The following is a 15,777-nucleotide window of genomic DNA, read 5'->3' on the forward strand; positions in this document are numbered from 1 at the left end:
CAGTACTGGCATAAGGAACGAGCAATGAGTCAGCCGCGCCTGAGTAATCTCGCGTTGTACTTGCAGCGCCTGGGTTTCGACGAGGCGCCGCCGCCCACCCTGGAAACCCTGCGCCGGTTGCAATGGCGCCACACCGGCGCCTTTGCGTTTGAAAACCTCACCACATTGTCTGGCGATCCGGTGCTCATTGATCTGGCTTCCATCGAGCAAAAGGTCTTGCACCACCGCCGTGGCGGCTACTGCTACGAGCTCAACCATCTCTTTCTGGCCCTGCTGCAGGAGTTGGGTTTCGACGCTCAGGGGATCTCCGGTCGCGTGGTGATGGGGCAGCCCGAAGGTGCATGGACCGCGCGGACACACCGCTTGAGCCTGGTCACCCTGCACGGCGTGCGCTACATCACGGATGTCGGCTTTGGTGGCATGGTGCCTACCGGGCCGCTGCTGCTCGACACGAGCGCCGAACAGTCCACACCGCACGAGCCCTATCGCATCGAGCAACATGTGGACGGCTACACGTTGCGCGCCAAAGTCGAGAATGAATGGCGGCCGATGTACATCTTTGATCTGCAACGCCAGGAAGACATCGACTACAAAGTCGGCAACTGGTACGTCTCGACCCATCCGGATTCACCTTTTGCCCTGCGCCTGATGGTGGCGCGCACCGGTGATGGCTGGCGGCGGACCTTGAACAACGGCAGTTTCGCGATTCACCGGGTCGGCCATGAAAGCGTGCGACGCGAGGTCGCCGATGTCGAGGAACTGATCGCACTGCTGCAAAGCGAGTTCGATATTCAGGCACCCGACAGTGAACGGTTGAAGCAGACGCTTGGGCGGTTGATCGCGCCTGCATAGGGCATAGACGGTTGTCCGAGCCGCTCAGGGGCGAGCCTCAGGCTCCATCATCTGCTGGATCTCGCTGACCGCATCCAGCAATTTTTTCTCCAGCGCCTTGAGGTCAGCGGCGGTGACACCCTTTTTCAGGTGGGCCGATTTGCCTTTGCCGCTGAGCAAGGCATGGCGCAGGGTGTTGTTGATCACCGTCTGATAGCCATAACCCTCGCTTTCCGCCAGCACACGGGCCGCCTCGATGACGGCGTCGTCCAGCATGATGGTGATGCGTGTCTTGCCCTTGGCGGGGGCAACCGCCCCGCGACGGGCGTTGCTGAAGTCGTATTCATCTTTCATTGCTCAAGCCTCTTCCAGGTATTGGCGACGCTCTTTTTTCGTGGCGGAGCGCGCTGAAATGATTCGAACGAAATTCGGGTCGCGATAGGTGTAGGCCACCACCAGCAAACGCCCCTTGGCATCCAGCCCCAAGGTGACCCAGCGCTGTTCATCGTGATGGTCATCCTGAAATGTCAGTGCTCGTTCGTCATGGAACACGGCTTCGGTTTCCGCGAGGCTGACGCCGTGATGCTTCAATTTGTTTGCTGCGTTCTTGCTTTTGTCGAACTGAATTTCGAATGACTTCATTATGCATACTTTATATGTATTGAGAACAGGGCAACGCTACCGACTGTCGCCGCAGGTAGAAAAAGATTAGCGGGAGAAACCAGCGGGCTCGCCGGGATGTATTTCAAGGTTTATTGGGGTTGGCGAGGGTATGGGGCGCGGCAGGGATGAACGCCTGTCCATAAAGTGACTGACAAGTTGTATACAACTCTATGGACATTTGTTCCGTATGTTGCATACAGTGGTCCCTATAACAAAAATCAGGGAACCCCCCAATCATGAAAACGCCCCATGTTTCACTCCAACGGCCCGAGGACGAAAACCTCGGGGTCGGCGCGAATATGGCTTACGGCCTGCAACATGTTCTGACCATGTATGGCGGTATCGTCGCGGTGCCCTTGATCATCGGCCAGGCGGCCGGGCTCTCGGCCGCAGACATCGGTTTGTTGATTGCTGCTTCATTGTTTGCGGGAGGGTTGGCGACTTTGCTGCAGACCCTCGGTCTGCCGTTCTTCGGCTGTCAGTTGCCGCTGGTGCAGGGCGTGTCGTTCTCGGGCGTCGCGACCATGGTGGCGATTGTCAGCACGGGCGGAGAGGGCGGGTTCCAGGCCATCCTGGGGGCGGTGATTGCCGCGTCATTGATCGGCTTGTTGATCACCCCGGTGTTCTCGCGAATTACCAAGTTCTTTCCGCCGCTGGTGACGGGGATCGTGATTACCACCATCGGCCTGACGCTGATGCCGGTGGCTGCCCGCTGGGCCATGGGTGGCAACAGCCACGCGCCGGATTTCGGCAGCATGGCCAATATCGGCCTGGCGGCCGTGACGCTGGTGCTGGTGTTGCTGCTGAGCAAGATCGGTAGCGCGAGCATTTCCCGTTTGTCGATCCTGCTGGCCATGGTGGTCGGGACGATCATTGCCGTGTTCCTCGGCATGGCGGACTTTTCGTCCGTCACCGAAGGGCCGATGTTCGGCTTCCCGACGCCGTTCCACTTCGGCATGCCGACGTTCCATTTCGCCGCGATCCTGTCGATGTGCATCGTGGTCATGGTGACGCTGGTGGAGACGTCCGCGGACATCCTCGCCGTGGGTGAAATCATCGGCACCAAGGTCGACTCCAAGCGCCTGGGCAATGGCCTGCGGGCAGACATGCTGTCGAGCATGCTTGCGCCGATCTTCGGCTCCTTTACCCAAAGCGCCTTCGCCCAGAACGTCGGGCTGGTGGCGGTGACCGGGATCAAGAGCCGATATGTGGTCGCAACCGGTGGCCTGTTCCTGGTGATCCTGGGGCTGTTGCCGTTCATGGGTCGGGTCATCGCCGCCGTGCCGACCTCCGTACTGGGCGGCGCCGGCATCGTGCTGTTCGGCACGGTGGCGGCCAGCGGCATTCGCACGTTGTCCAAGGTCGACTACCGCAACAACGTCAACCTGATCATCGTCGCCACTTCCATCGGTTTCGGCATGATCCCGATTGCCGCGCCGAATTTCTACGATCACTTCCCGAGCTGGTTCGCCACGATCTTCCACTCGGGAATCAGTTCTTCGGCGATCATGGCGATTGTGCTGAACCTGACGTTCAACCACCTGACTGCCGGTAACTCGGATCAGCAATCGGTGTTTGCCGCCGGCACTGAACGTGTCCTGCGCTATCAGGACCTGGCCGCCTTGCGTGAAGGCGATTACTTCAGCGAAGGCAAGCTGCACGACTGCGACGGCAAGGAAGTGCCGGTCATCGAAGTCGAAGACCACGGACACGGCGAGCCACGCCCAATGCACGCCAACAGCAGCGAACACGCCTGACCCCACCCCCTGTAGGAGCGAGCTTGCTCGCGATGATCGTCAACGATAACGCGGGCCGCCTGAAAGCCCGTGGTGTCCGAACCACCATCGCGGGCAAGCCCGCTCCCACAGGGGCTTTTGATCTTCTGTAGGAGCGAGCTTGCTCGCGATGGTCGTCAACGATAACGCGGGCCGCCTGAATGCCCGCGGTGTCCGAAACACCATCGCGAGCAAGCTCGCTCCTACAGGGTTCATTCCACCGAAGTCTGCAACACCTCGATCCACAACGCCCCTTTGCCCGACGCCGCTTCACCGACACGTTTCAGCGCACCCTGGTCGCCGACCGCATAAGTGCCGACCTTTTCGCTTTTCTCACCCGTCACCAGCAACCATTTCCCGTTCGGCGAGAAGGCGATGTTACGTGGCTGCTTTTCCTCGACCGGATAGTTCTCGAGATAGCGCAAACCACCCGTGGCCGTATCCACCGCGAACGCCGACACCGAGCTGCTGGTGCGCTCGGTCATGAACAACAGCTTGCCATCGGGCGAAAGGCGCAGGTCCGCCGCCCAGATTCGCGGTGTCGGGTCGTCCTTGAGGTCGTTGTTGCGCGCATCGCGCACTTCACCGTGGGCCAGTTTCAAGCGCTCGGGAATGCCGTTGGCCACGGCAATCTGAGTCAGCGCCCCGGTGCTGTCGTTGATCGAAAACGCAGTCACCGTGCCGCTCATCTCACCGACCACGTACAAGTATTTGCCGTCTTTGGAAAAGGCCAGGTGGCGAGGTCCGGTGTTGTCCGGGACGCTGACGTAGCCGCTGCCAATCGGGGTGAGTACGCCGGTCTTGCTGTCCAGGCGATATTGCAGGACCCGGTCGGCGCCCAGGTTGCCGGTGTAGGCAAAACGATTGCTTGGGTCGGTGCGCACCGAATGGGCATGCGGGCCGGTGGCATAGCTCTGGATCGTGTCGGAGGGCTGGTAGGCCTTGTCGATGGCTTGCACGGTGACGGCGTCGGCACCGTAGGAGGCACCCATCAAATAGTGCCCATCCCGGTCGGTAGACAGGTAAGCCATGCTTTGCGCCAGCGGTGCCTTGGTCGCGGGTGTCAGGTGCCCGCTTTTCGGATTCAATATGGTAGCCAACGACCTGAAAGGGTTTGACCCGCAGGGCGGCGAACAACACTTTGCCGTCGGGCGTGATGGCCATGGGGTTGACCTGATCCCCGGCGCTGACCTGATCGACCAGTTTCAGCGAGCCGTTGCTCTGGTCGAGCCGGTACTGGGAAATCAGGCCGTCACCCGGACTGGAGATGTAGGCGTAGGTAGCGGCATGGACGGGAAGGCTGAGACCGCCGACGACGGCAGCCGCGAGGAGGAGGGATTTACTCACAGTGGATCCTTTTATTGTTATTGATGTGATCAGTCATCCTATGACTGAAACATTCAGACATCAATGGCTGTTTTGCCGGACAGCGAAGAAATCCCCAGCCGATGGCTAATGGCTATGCCCGTACAGCGTCTAAGGAATTGAAATATTTTTAAATAATCTCGTTTTAACAAGTGTTGTACGACATCGTACTTACTGTGTTCGACTTCGCGGGTTCTCACAAAAAAAACAACGGAGATACCCTCTATGACCAGCATTCCCACCGTGGAAGGCCAGGCTGCGGCGCCCGCGCAAAGTCGATTTCTACGAATATTCAAACTCCTGGGCCCGGGCATCATTGCCGTACTGTCCTGGCTGGGCGCGGGTGACCTGATCACGTCGTCCGTGGCCGGCGCCAACTACGGTTACGCGATGATGTGGGTGCTGGCGGTTTCGCTGCTGCTGCGATACCTCATCGTCAACATCATCGCCCGCTTCCAGCTGTGCAATAACCAGGGCATGACCATCCTGCAGGGTTATGCACAACTCAATCCTTTCTTCGCCTGGTTCATGCTCGTTTACGCCCTGCTGATGGGGCATCTGATGAACGCCTACATGATCAAGGGCGCAGGGGAGTCGCTGGCGATGCTGTTCAAGATCGACCAGCCCTTGCTGTGCTCGGTGGCTGTGGTCCTGGCGGTGTGGATGCTGGTCGGTCGCAACATCTACTCGATGATCGAAGGCGTGATGAAGTTGCTGCTGGCGATCATGACGCTGGCGTTCATTGCCCTGGCGGTGATGTCCGGCCCCGACGTGGGTGGCATCATCAAAGGCACCATCGGTTTCAGCATTCCGAAGGACGAAGGCGTGCATGGCGCGTTGCTCGTGGCGGTGTCGGTGATCGGCGCGGTCGCCGGTTCCATCGCCAACTTCGTGCATCCTTACGTCATGCGCCAGAAGGGCTGGATCGGGCCGCAACACAAACGCATTCAACGCAACGACCTGCTGTTTGCGGTGTTCGTCGGGATCATCATCAACCTGGCCATCTGGATCGTCGGCGCGGAAATCCTGCGGCCCAACGGTATCGAAGTGAAAACCCTGGGTGACCTGGGCAAGGCGCTGGAAATCTACTTCGGCCCGATCGGCTGGTACGTGTTCTTCATCGGTGTATTCGCCACGCTGTTCGCCAGCATTTCCGGCAAGACCACGGCGTTCCCGATGCTGATCACCGATGCCTTCCAGCACGTGTTCCCCAAGCGTCGCGACAAGTACGGCAAGGAGTTTCACCATGATCCGATGCACAAATGGTTCATGCTGTTCATCCTCGTCACGCCACTGATCTGGTCGATGCCGGGCATGCCGGACTTCGTGACCCTGACCATTGGCGTCAGCGCGCTGAACATCATTGGTTTGCCGATCATTTCCCTGGGTCTGCTGATCATGTCCAACCAGAAGAAGCTGCTGGACAAGCAATACCGCAACAACCTGTTCGAGAACATCGCACTGGCGTTCGCCACCGGCCTCGCCCTGTGGGTCGCCTTCCAGCTGGGCGTCGATCTGTTCGCCTGATGCCGGATCATCGAGGGGGCGCAACGCCCCCTCGATGGCCTGGGTTCAGTCGGTTACCGAGCCCTGCGGTACTCGTCCGGCGAAACTGTCCACCAGGCTCGCCACCACCATTTCGCCCATCCGCGTGCGGGTCTGCACGGTCGCACTGGCTCGATGAGGTTGCAGTACCACCTGTTCATTGCCGAACAGGGCCTCTGGTACCCGCGGCTCGTCGACAAACACATCCAGTGCCGCGCCGGCGATCTCTCCCGCCTTCAATGCCGCTACCAGATCGACTTCATTGACCAGCTTGCCCCGGGCCACGTTGATCAAGTAACCACCCTGACCCAGTGCCTTGAGCACGTCGGCGTCGATGATGGCTTCGGCCTTGTCGGCAGCGGCGGCCAGAATCAATGCATCACTCTGACTGGCCAGTTGCTTCAGATCGGCGACGAAGGCGTGATTGACGTCGCTCATCGGCCGCAGATCGGTGTAGCTGATCGGGCAGCCGAACGCGGCGGCGCGGGCTGCCACGGCGCGCCCGACCCGCCCCATGCCGACGATGCCGATGCGCATGCCCGACACCTGGCGTGCCAGTGGCAACGGAGCCAGGGGTATCGGGCTTTCGGGCCATTGCCCGGAACGCACGTAACGATCACTGGTGCACAACCCCCGGCACACGGCAATCAACAGGCCGATGGCGAGGTCGGCGACATCTTCGGTCAGGGCACCGATGGTGGCCGTCACGCGAATCCCGCGGTCCCTGGCATAAGCCAGATCCACCGCGTCGGTGCCCACGCCGTTGACCGCCACCACTTCCAGCTTGGGCAATTGGGCCATCAGGGCCTGGGTGATGCCGGTGTGTCCACCCGTGATGACCCCTCGAATGTTGGCACCATGCTCTTTTATGAACGCGGCTTTGTCGGCCTGTTCGAAATAGCGCCTGATGGTGAACAGCTCACCCAGGCGAGTGTTGATTTCAGGGATCAGGATCGGGCTGAGCTGCAAGACTTCTGGCTTCATGTGAACCTCGTGTAGCGCAATAAAAAGGCCGGTCAACCGCGACCGGCAAACGGCATGGCAGTGGCCATGACGGTCATGTTCAGGACATTCGCCGACAACGGCAGGGCGGCGATGTAGCGCACGGCATCGGCCACGTGCTGCACATCCACCATCGGCTCGACGGCGATGCTGCCGTTGGCCTGGCGCACGCCTTTGGTCATGCGCACCGACATTTCGGTCAGGGCGTTGCCGATGTCGATCTGGCTGCAGGCAATGTTGAATTCGCGCCCGTCCAGGGCCAGGGATTTGGTCAGCCCCAGCACCGCATGTTTGCTGGCGGTGTAGGCACTGCTGAAGGGGCGAGGGGTGTGGGCCGAGATCGAACCGTTGTTGATGATCCGGCCACCCATGGGCTGTTGCCGGCGCATCAGGCCGAAGGCGCCCCGGGCGCAGAGGAAAACGCCGTTGAGGTTGGTGTCGATCACATTTCGCCACTGCTCGAACGTCAGTTCATCCAGGGGCACGGCAGGGGCGTTGACTCCGGCATTGTTGAACACCACGTCCAGGCGTCCGTATTTCACGGTGATCTCGGCGAACAGCGCATCGACGCTGGCCGGATCGCGGACATCGGTAGGCACCGCCAGTGCCTGGTGGCCGTCGACAGCCGCCAGTTCCGCCAACTCCAGCAAGGGCTCTGGCCGGCGTCCGGCGAGCACCACGGTGAATCCGTCGGCCATCAGGCCAAGGGCCACGGCGCGGCCGATTCCGCTGCCGGCACCGGTTACCAGGGCGACTTTCAAAGGATGGGTCATGTTGTTATTTCCTTTTTTCAATTCACTGGAGCGTGTGGTGGTTCAGGGGCGCGGGCCGACGCGCATTTCGATCTGGCCGATGCCGTCGATGCCTGCGTTGACGATGTCGCCGGGTTGCAGCACATCGACGCCGGCCGGGCTGCCGGTCATGATCAGATCGCCGGCCCGCAGGGCCACGGACTGGGAGATGCGGCTGATGATTTCGGCGGCTGACCAGATCTGGCTGTCGAGGCTGTCGCGTTGGCGTTCCTGGCCGTTGACGTTCAGCCACAGCTCGCCGTCGGGGTGTCCGGCACGGGAGACCGGTACGATGGCGGTGATGGGGGCGGCGCCGTCGAATACCTTGGCGCCTTCCCACGGCATGCCACTGCTTTTGGCAGCGCGCTGGACGTCTCGACGCGTCAGGTCCAGGCCCGCGCCGTAACCCCAGACGTACGCCAGTGCCTGATCCTCGGGAATATTGGCGCCACCCTCGCCAATGGCGACCACCAGTTCGATCTCGTGGGCGAACTCTTCGGTCAAGGGCGGGAAGGCGATTTCACCCTGCGCGTCCACCACATTGCTTGCCGGTTTCATGAAAAACACCGGTGGCAGGCGGGACTGGCCCTGGGTGTCAGGCCAGGGGTAGTTGCGACCGACGCAAAAGACCCGGCCCACGGGAAAACGCTGCTGGCTGCCGGCGACTGGCAGGGTCACGGGCAGATCGGGGGTAAAAACGTACTCGGTCATGTTCATCCTGGTGTCGGTCCTGTAGGAAGCATCAGCGTACGGCGGCAATCGCGGGTGAAGTTGGACGAATGCCGCCTCGTCTTGGAGAAAAACGCTTTTCTTGAATCAGCGGGCCTTGAGTTCGATGCGGTACAGCCGGCCGAGCAGCAGCGAATAGGACAAGGTGCCCATCAGCGCTACACCACCGATGAACCAGAAGGCCCAGGCGAAGGAGCCCGTCGCCTGGACGATTGCGCCGATCACGATCGGGGTGACGATGCCGCCGATGTTGGCGGCCAGGCTTGTGACCCCGCCGGTCAGGCCGATCAATTCCTTGGGCGCGACTTCCGATACGGCCGCCCACGATGAAGAGGCGATGCCCTGGGCGAAGAAGGCGAGGGTCAGGATGGCGATGCAGATCACGTTCGAGTCGGTAAAGTTCACCAGGACGATCGACATCCCCAGCATCGAGCCGACCACCAGCGGCAATTTGCGCGCGAAGGACATGGAGTATCCGCGGCGGATCAGCAGGTCCGAGACGATCCCGGCCAGCAGAATGCCCACCGTTGCACCCACGAATGGCATCACGGCAAAGATCCCGGCCTTGATGGTGGTCAGTTGCCGTTCCTCGATCAGGTAGGTCGGGAACCAGGTCAGGAAGAAGTACAGCGCCGAGGTGCTGGCGAACTTGCCAATGCAAATCGCCCAGATCTGCCGATAGCTGAACAGTTCGGCGATTTGCCGCCAGTTGAAGCGGGTACGCTCCTGGCTGCTCTTGACCAGGCCGCCACCGTTTTCGATGTATTTCAGTTCTTCCTTGCTGACTTTCTTGCAGCTCAGCGGGTCGCGGTACAGGAACAGCCAGATCACCCCGAACACGATGCCCAGCAACCCGGTGCTGTAGAACACATGGCGCCAGTCGAAGGTGGTCGCCAGCCAGAGCAATGCGCCGGTGAACAGGGCGGTGCCCAGATACTGACCGCACACGTAAATGCTGCTGGCCATCCCGCGTTCGCGCGCCGGGAACCACACGGTCACTGCGCGGCTATTGGCCGGAAAGGCCGGCGCCTCCATCGCACCGACGGCCAGGCGCAGGCCGAACAAGGATGCAAACCCTGTGGCGAAGCCTTGCAGCACAGTGACGGTCGACCAACTGATCAGCGACACCCCATAGGTCAACCTGGAACCGAAGCGGTCGGCGATGAATCCGGCAGGCACCAGCGCGAGGGCGTAAGTCCAGGCGAACGCGGAAAAGATCAGGCCCATTTCGATCTTGTCCAGGCCCAGGTCCTTGGCCATGAACGGCGCCGCAATCGAGATGTTCACCCGGTCGATGTAGTTGATGATGGTGGCGATCAGCAGCAGCGACAGCATGAACCAGCGTCGACGTGTCGGCAGTCGCTGGGTAGGGGCGGCATCGCGGACGCCGGCCGTCGCCGTCGCCGTGGAAGTGGTGGAGTTGGACATGGGTAGACCTCGTTATTGTTAGAAGAATCGAGATATCTGCGCGCAGCCGAGCCCGTTGCTCCCGGTCGGGAACAGCGTGGTTTGCAAAAGCGGCGCGGACAGCCGGTGTCAGGTGTCCGAGGACATGTTCCGACAAGGCGGATTCAAGGAGAGGTCGGGCGGGTCGGTGAGGGAAAAAAGCAGGTTCATGATGTGCGCACCTAATGATTGTTTTTGGATGGGTCGGGCTGCATTGCCTGCCACAGTGGTCGTACAACCTTCCAAAATCAACGGAGGCGTTAGATCGTTTTTTCGCATGAAAACCGTGATCAATATGCCTGTCCAAGAAAGTGCGCCAACGCTTTTAGCCTTGGTATATTTATAACTTGTTGTTTTTATTCAAATAAAAAATAAAGATCGAGGCCGGTTTTTTGGACAGGAAAAATTTCCACTCACGGATACAAATTATCCGTCGAGGCCTGCGTCATCCTATGAGCTGTTGAAACGTGGCCGGATTCACCGTCACAATCCCTCTGTCGTCGTCTCCATCGCGGGGCGACGACAAGCTGTCCATGTACCTGTCGAGGACCCTCAGCCGATGTCGTTACCGAGTCGAGTACCCACCTACGTCATGCAGCAACGCAGCGAGCTGACGGACTTTTACATCCGCGACAAAAAGGGCCGGCGTGCCGAAACCAGCCCCCATCGTCATGAGTACTTCCAGATTCAGATCAACCTCGGTGGCGACACCGTGCAGCACATCGGCAACGTCGAGCGTCCGTTCCCGCGCAATACCCTGGCCTTCATCCTGCCGCATCGGGTGCACGTGATTCCGCATCCGGCCGACAGCAATTTCATGGTGATCAATTTTTCCCAGACCTTCCTGCTGCCGCACTTGCAGTGCGACCCGATGGATCTGGAGGAAGTGTCGATTCTGCTGGCGCCCGAATTGTCGCCATTTCGCTTTCAGGAGCACCTGGACTTCATCCTCGGCGATGAGGATTTCAGCAAAGTCTGCGGTCTGATCGAGCAAATGCGTGTGCTCGACGAGAACCGGCAATTCGGCACCCGCGAGATGCTCAAGGGTTTGCTGCTGCAACTGGTGGGGAGTGTGTGTGCCTTGTATGCCGAACCGCTCAAGCGCCTGGCCGAAGAGAACGCCGCCGAAGTCAGCCGGCGTGATGCGCTGAGCCGGATGTCCGAATATTTGCGCAAGAACATCGCCGACCCGGACCTCAACCTGATCAAGGTCGCCGCGGCGACTTACCTGTCACCGACCTACCTGACCCACTGGTTGCGCAAGGAAGTCGGCAAGACCTTTACCGAGCTGGTGCTGGAGCGGCGGATGCACGCGGCCCGTAATTACCTGCTCAACGGCACGCGGCCGGTAGGGGAGGTGGCGCGATTGTGCGGTTTCGCCGACGAAGCTTACTTTTCGCGGCGCTTTCGTCAGATCCACGGCCAGCCTCCTGGGCAATTTCGCCGTCAGCAACTCAACCCGGACACACCGCAGTCGCCGTTGAATACCTGATGCGCGACGCGAAAACGAAAAAACCCGCCATAAGGCGGGTTTTTTGATCTGGCTCCACGACCTGGACTCGAACCAGGGACCCAGTGATTAACAGTCACTTGCTCTACCAACTGAGCTATCGCGGAATTGCGCGTATCTTACTGATTCAAAAAGAGAAGTCAAGCGCCAGTTGGCAAATCGGGGCAATCTTCGGGACAAACGGTGTTCAACCGCCGAACGTGATCGTGCCGAGCATCAGTTTGGCGTACAGCGCCGTCGCGGCCAGTTGCACCAGCCACAGGGCCAGGCCACCGAGAAACACACCGGCGGCCACCTGCATCACCAGGTTGTTGGAGCGCTTGGCAGCAGGGCGGGGGATGAAGTCATCCAGATCGTCGCGGTCATCGCGGTCGGCGCGCAGGTTGTCGTTTTTCATGGAGTCTCCACAAGACCTGTAGGAGCGAGCTTGCTCGCGATGCGGTGGGTCATTCGTCAACGATGTTGAATGAAAAACCGCATCGCGAGCAAGCTCGCTCCTACAGTTGCCTTGTCACCGTACGGCTCAGATCACCGCGACGATCGCCTTGGTGACGACATCAATGTTGCTCTGGTTCAGCGCGGCCACGCAGATGCGGCCGGTGTCCAGGGCGTAGATGCCGAATTCGTTGCGCAGGCGGTGCACCTGTTCAACGGTCAGACCCGAGTAGGAGAACATGCCGCGCTGGCGACCGACGAAGCTGAAGTCGCGTTGCGGGGCATTTTTGGCCAGCAGGTCAACCATCTGGTTGCGCATGCCCTTGATGCGCAGGCGCATCTCGGCCAGTTCGGCTTCCCACTGCGCACGCAGTTCCGGGCTGTTCAACACGGCGGCGACGATGCTCGCGCCATGGGTGGGCGGGTTGGAGTAGTTGGTGCGGATCACGCGCTTGACCTGCGACAGCACGCGCGCGCTTTCTTCTTTCGATTCGCTGACGATCGACAGGGCACCCACGCGCTCGCCGTACAGCGAGAAGGACTTGGAGAACGAGCTGGAGACGAAGAAAGTCAGGCCCGACTCGGCGAACAGGCGCACGGCCGCCGCGTCTTCGTCGATACCGTCGCCAAAGCCCTGGTAGGCCATGTCGAGGAAAGGTACGTGACCCTTGGCTTTCACCACGTCCAGGACGTTGTTCCAGTCCGCCGGGCTCAGGTCCACACCGGTCGGGTTGTGGCAGCAGGCGTGCAGCACAACGATGGAGCCGGACGGCAGGGCGTTCAGGTCTTCGAGCAGGCCGGCGCGGTTGACGTCGTGGGTCGCAGCGTTGTAGTAGCGATAGTTCTGCACCGGGAAGCCAGCGGTTTCGAACAGGGCGCGGTGGTTTTCCCAGCTTGGGTCGCTGATCGCCACGACCGCGTTGGGCAGCAGTTGCTTGAGGAAGTCAGCGCCGATCTTCAGGGCACCGGTGCCGCCAACGGCCTGGGTGGTGACCACGCGGCCAGCGGCCAGCAGTGGCGAGTCGTTGCCGAACAGCAGTTTTTGCACGGCCTGGTCATAGGCGGCAATACCGTCGATTGGCAGGTAACCACGGGAAGCGTGTTGAGCGACGCGAATCGTCTCGGCTTCGACAACGGCGCGCAGGAGTGGAATTCGCCCCTCCTCGTTGCAGTAAACACCGACCCCCAGGTTGACCTTGCTGGTACGGGTATCGGCGTTGAATGCTTCGTTGAGGCCCAGGATTGGATCGCGTGGTGCCATTTCGACAGCGGAGAACAGGCTCATTTTTGCGGCGGCTCTGAATGGAGTGTGGAGGGACGTGTCGCGCTCCAGCCGAATGCACTAGAGCGGTGCACAAACGGGGAGCTAGTATAGAGGCCATCGGCGAGTGATGGCGACAGCGGAATCGGCTTTTGGCGTAAGTTTTTCCGATTATTTTTCGACCGTTAGTCGATTGGCCGCGTCATAGTCTTTAAGGGATGTAGGACGTTTGCCTTGAAAGAGCGAGCAATCGACTCCACATTGAGCCCAATCCAGTTTTTTCCTCGGGCGACTTCGGTCGTTTGCGGTCTTTTTCGTTGCTGTCCGGTTTGCCCGGACGGGCGCGACCCAGGGGTATTTCATGTCTGAATTCGAGCTAGTCACCCGCTTCCAACCCGCCGGCGACCAGCCGGAAGCCATTCGCCTGATGGTCGAGGGTATCGAAGCCGGGCTGGCGCACCAGACGCTGCTCGGCGTAACCGGTTCGGGCAAGACGTTCAGCATCGCCAACGTGATTGCCCAGGTGCAGCGCCCGACGCTGGTGCTGGCGCCGAACAAGACCCTGGCCGCGCAGTTGTATGGTGAGTTCAAGGCGTTTTTCCCCAACAACGCCGTCGAATACTTCGTCTCCTACTACGACTACTACCAGCCCGAAGCCTACGTGCCGTCCTCGGACACCTTCATCGAGAAGGACGCCTCGATCAACGACCATATCGAGCAGATGCGCCTGTCCGCGACCAAGGCGTTGCTGGAGCGCAAGGACGCGATCATCGTCACCACCGTGTCGTGCATCTACGGCCTGGGCAGCCCGGAAACCTACCTGAAAATGGTCCTGCACGTGGATCGCGGCGACAAGCTCGATCAGCGCGCCTTGCTGCGCCGCCTGGCCGACCTGCAATACACCCGCAACGACATGGACTTCGCCCGTGCGACCTTCCGTGTGCGCGGCGACGTGATCGACATCCACCCGGCGGAATCGGATTTCGAGGCGATCCGCATCGAGCTGTTCGACGACGAGGTGGAAAGCATTTCGGCGTTCGACCCGCTGACCGGCGAAGTCCTGCGCAAGCTGCCGCGTTTCACCTTCTACCCCAAGAGCCACTACGTCACGCCACGGGAAACCCTGCTCGATGCCGTCGAGGGCATCAAGGTCGAGTTGCAGGAGCGCCTGGAATACCTGCGCACCAACAACAAGCTGGTGGAGGCCCAGCGCCTGGAACAGCGCACCCGTTTCGACCTGGAGATGATCCTCGAGCTGGGTTACTGCAACGGCATCGAAAACTACTCGCGCTACCTGTCCGGGCGCCCGGCCGGCGCCGCGCCACCGACGCTCTACGATTACCTGCCTGCTGACGCCTTGCTGGTGATCGACGAATCCCACGTCAGCGTGCCTCAGGTCGGCGCCATGTACAAAGGCGACCGCTCACGCAAGGAGACGCTGGTGGAGTACGGTTTCCGCCTGCCTTCGGCGCTGGACAACCGGCCGATGCGCTTCGACGAGTGGGAAGGGGTGAGTCCGCAGACCATTTTCGTCTCGGCGACGCCGGGCAATTACGAGGCCGAACACGCCGGGCGCGTGATCGACATGGTGGTGCGGCCCACCGGCCTGGTGGACCCGCAGATCGAAGTCCGCCCGGCCCTGACCCAGGTCGACGACCTGCTCTCGGAAATCACCAAACGCGTGGCGGTCGAGGAGCGGGTGCTGGTCACCACGCTGACCAAGCGCATGGCTGAAGACCTGACCGATTACCTGGCCGATCACGGTGTGCGCGTGCGCTACCTGCACTCGGACATCGACACCGTGGAGCGCGTCGAGATCATCCGCGACCTGCGCCTGGGTACCTTCGACGTGCTGGTGGGGATCAACCTGCTGCGCGAAGGCCTGGACATGCCGGAAGTGTCGCTGGTGGCGATCCTCGATGCCGACAAGGAAGGCTTCCTGCGTTCCGAACGCTCGCTGATCCAGACCATCGGCCGGGCGGCGCGTAACCTCAATGGCCGGGCCATCCTGTATGCCGACAACATGACCGGTTCGATGGAGCGCGCGATCGGCGAAACCGAGCGCCGGCGCGACAAGCAGATCGCCTTCAACGAGGCCCACGGCATCATCCCCCAAGGCGTGAAAAAAGACGTCGCCGACATCATGGAAGGCGCCACCGTGCCCGGCTCGCGCAGCAAGAAGCGCAAGGGCATGGCCAAGGCCGCCGAGGAAAGCGCCAAGTACGAAGCCGAACTGCGCTCGCCGGGTGAGATCACCAAGCGGATCAAGGGGCTGGAAGAGAAGATGTATCAGCTGGCTCGCGACCTGGAGTTCGAAGCGGCGGCGCAGATGCGTGATGAGATTGCCAAGTTGCGCGAGCGTCTGATTACCGTCTGAGTTTTGTGCTGTAGCTGCTGGCCTCATCGCGAGCAAGCTCGCTCCTA

At 60.7% G+C, this 15,777-nt stretch carries 14 protein-coding genes, 1 tRNA gene and 1 pseudogene; 6 read left to right on the forward strand and 10 right to left on the reverse strand.

Features of this window, described 5'->3' with window-relative positions; translation table 11 throughout:
- The first annotated feature begins 24 nt into the window (after window positions 1-24).
- Window positions 25-852: an arylamine N-acetyltransferase gene (locus tag ABVN20_RS01955; protein ID WP_368553656.1), complete on the forward strand. Its 828-nt coding sequence runs from the start codon at window positions 25-27 to the stop codon at window positions 850-852.
- Between the two features lie 24 nt (window positions 853-876).
- Here the strand turns inward: ABVN20_RS01955 and ABVN20_RS01960 are convergent, their stop codons facing one another.
- Both ABVN20_RS01960 and ABVN20_RS01965 read right to left on the reverse strand, forming a co-directional pair.
- The gene (locus ABVN20_RS01960) at window positions 877-1,185 is read right to left on the reverse strand and encodes a BrnA antitoxin family protein (protein ID WP_368553658.1); all 309 of its coding nucleotides are present in this window, start codon (window positions 1,183-1,185) and stop codon (window positions 877-879) included.
- Window positions 1,186-1,188: 3 nt separating this feature from the next.
- The gene (locus ABVN20_RS01965; RefSeq protein WP_368553660.1) at window positions 1,189-1,473 is read right to left on the reverse strand and encodes a BrnT family toxin; all 285 of its coding nucleotides are present in this window, start codon (window positions 1,471-1,473) and stop codon (window positions 1,189-1,191) included.
- 257 nt (window positions 1,474-1,730) lie between these two features.
- On the opposite strand from ABVN20_RS01965, the gene ABVN20_RS01970 reads away from it, so the two are divergent.
- Window positions 1,731-3,251: a nucleobase:cation symporter-2 family protein gene (locus ABVN20_RS01970; protein WP_368553662.1), complete on the forward strand. Its 1,521-nt coding sequence runs from the start codon at window positions 1,731-1,733 to the stop codon at window positions 3,249-3,251.
- Between the two features lie 230 nt (window positions 3,252-3,481).
- Here the strand turns inward: ABVN20_RS01970 and ABVN20_RS01975 are convergent.
- Window positions 3,482-4,478, reverse strand: a pseudogene (locus ABVN20_RS01975) (lactonase family protein).
- Between ABVN20_RS01975 and ABVN20_RS01980 the strand changes: the two are divergent.
- Window positions 4,359-4,640 carry a hypothetical protein gene (locus tag ABVN20_RS01980; protein WP_368554574.1) on the forward strand — a complete coding sequence of 94 codons (282 nt, stop codon included), beginning with the start codon at window positions 4,359-4,361 and terminating at the stop codon, window positions 4,638-4,640. The pseudogene ABVN20_RS01975 and the gene ABVN20_RS01980 sit on opposite strands and share 120 nt — an antisense overlap.
- A 219-nt stretch (window positions 4,641-4,859) precedes the next feature.
- Window positions 4,860-6,161, forward strand: a complete 1,302-nt coding sequence (locus tag ABVN20_RS01985; protein WP_368553663.1) for an Nramp family divalent metal transporter — start codon at window positions 4,860-4,862, stop codon at window positions 6,159-6,161.
- 45 nt (window positions 6,162-6,206) lie between these two features.
- Here the strand turns inward: ABVN20_RS01985 and ABVN20_RS01990 are convergent, their stop codons facing one another.
- The 4 genes from ABVN20_RS01990 to ABVN20_RS02005 form a co-directional block, all read right to left on the reverse strand.
- Window positions 6,207-7,163, reverse strand: coding sequence for a 2-hydroxyacid dehydrogenase (locus ABVN20_RS01990; RefSeq protein WP_368553665.1), 957 nt, complete (start codon window positions 7,161-7,163; stop codon window positions 6,207-6,209).
- 32 nt (window positions 7,164-7,195) lie between these two features.
- Window positions 7,196-7,954, reverse strand: a complete 759-nt coding sequence (locus ABVN20_RS01995; protein ID WP_368553667.1) for an SDR family oxidoreductase — start codon at window positions 7,952-7,954, stop codon at window positions 7,196-7,198.
- 42 nt (window positions 7,955-7,996) lie between these two features.
- Window positions 7,997-8,689, reverse strand: coding sequence for a fumarylacetoacetate hydrolase family protein (locus ABVN20_RS02000; RefSeq protein WP_368553669.1), 693 nt, complete (start codon window positions 8,687-8,689; stop codon window positions 7,997-7,999).
- Window positions 8,690-8,788: 99 nt separating this feature from the next.
- Window positions 8,789-10,129, reverse strand: coding sequence for an MFS transporter (locus ABVN20_RS02005; protein ID WP_368553670.1), 1,341 nt, complete (start codon window positions 10,127-10,129; stop codon window positions 8,789-8,791).
- 577 nt (window positions 10,130-10,706) lie between these two features.
- Between ABVN20_RS02005 and ABVN20_RS02010 the strand changes: the two genes are divergently transcribed.
- Window positions 10,707-11,639 carry an AraC family transcriptional regulator gene (locus ABVN20_RS02010; protein WP_368553672.1) on the forward strand — a complete coding sequence of 311 codons (933 nt, stop codon included), beginning with the start codon at window positions 10,707-10,709 and terminating at the stop codon, window positions 11,637-11,639.
- 49 nt (window positions 11,640-11,688) lie between these two features.
- Here the strand turns inward: ABVN20_RS02010 and ABVN20_RS02015 are convergent.
- The 3 genes from ABVN20_RS02015 to ABVN20_RS02025 all read right to left on the reverse strand — a co-directional run bounded on the left by ABVN20_RS02015 (window position 11,689) and on the right by ABVN20_RS02025 (window position 13,377).
- Window positions 11,689-11,764: transfer RNA gene (locus tag ABVN20_RS02015), tRNA-Asn, on the reverse strand.
- 80 nt (window positions 11,765-11,844) lie between these two features.
- Window positions 11,845-12,054, reverse strand: a complete 210-nt coding sequence (locus ABVN20_RS02020) for a hypothetical protein (protein ID WP_368553674.1) — start codon at window positions 12,052-12,054, stop codon at window positions 11,845-11,847.
- 126 nt (window positions 12,055-12,180) lie between these two features.
- Window positions 12,181-13,377, reverse strand: coding sequence for an amino acid aminotransferase (locus ABVN20_RS02025; protein ID WP_368553676.1), 1,197 nt, complete (start codon window positions 13,375-13,377; stop codon window positions 12,181-12,183).
- 337 nt (window positions 13,378-13,714) lie between these two features.
- Between ABVN20_RS02025 and uvrB the strand changes: the two genes are divergently transcribed.
- The gene (uvrB, locus tag ABVN20_RS02030; protein WP_368553678.1) at window positions 13,715-15,730 is read left to right on the forward strand and encodes an excinuclease ABC subunit UvrB; all 2,016 of its coding nucleotides are present in this window, start codon (window positions 13,715-13,717) and stop codon (window positions 15,728-15,730) included.
- Window positions 15,731-15,777: the final 47 nt, after the last annotated feature.

Origin of the sequence: Pseudomonas sp. MYb118, from assembly GCF_040947875.1 — a bacterium.
In the GTDB taxonomy this organism is placed as follows: Bacteria; Pseudomonadota; Gammaproteobacteria; order Pseudomonadales; family Pseudomonadaceae; genus Aquipseudomonas.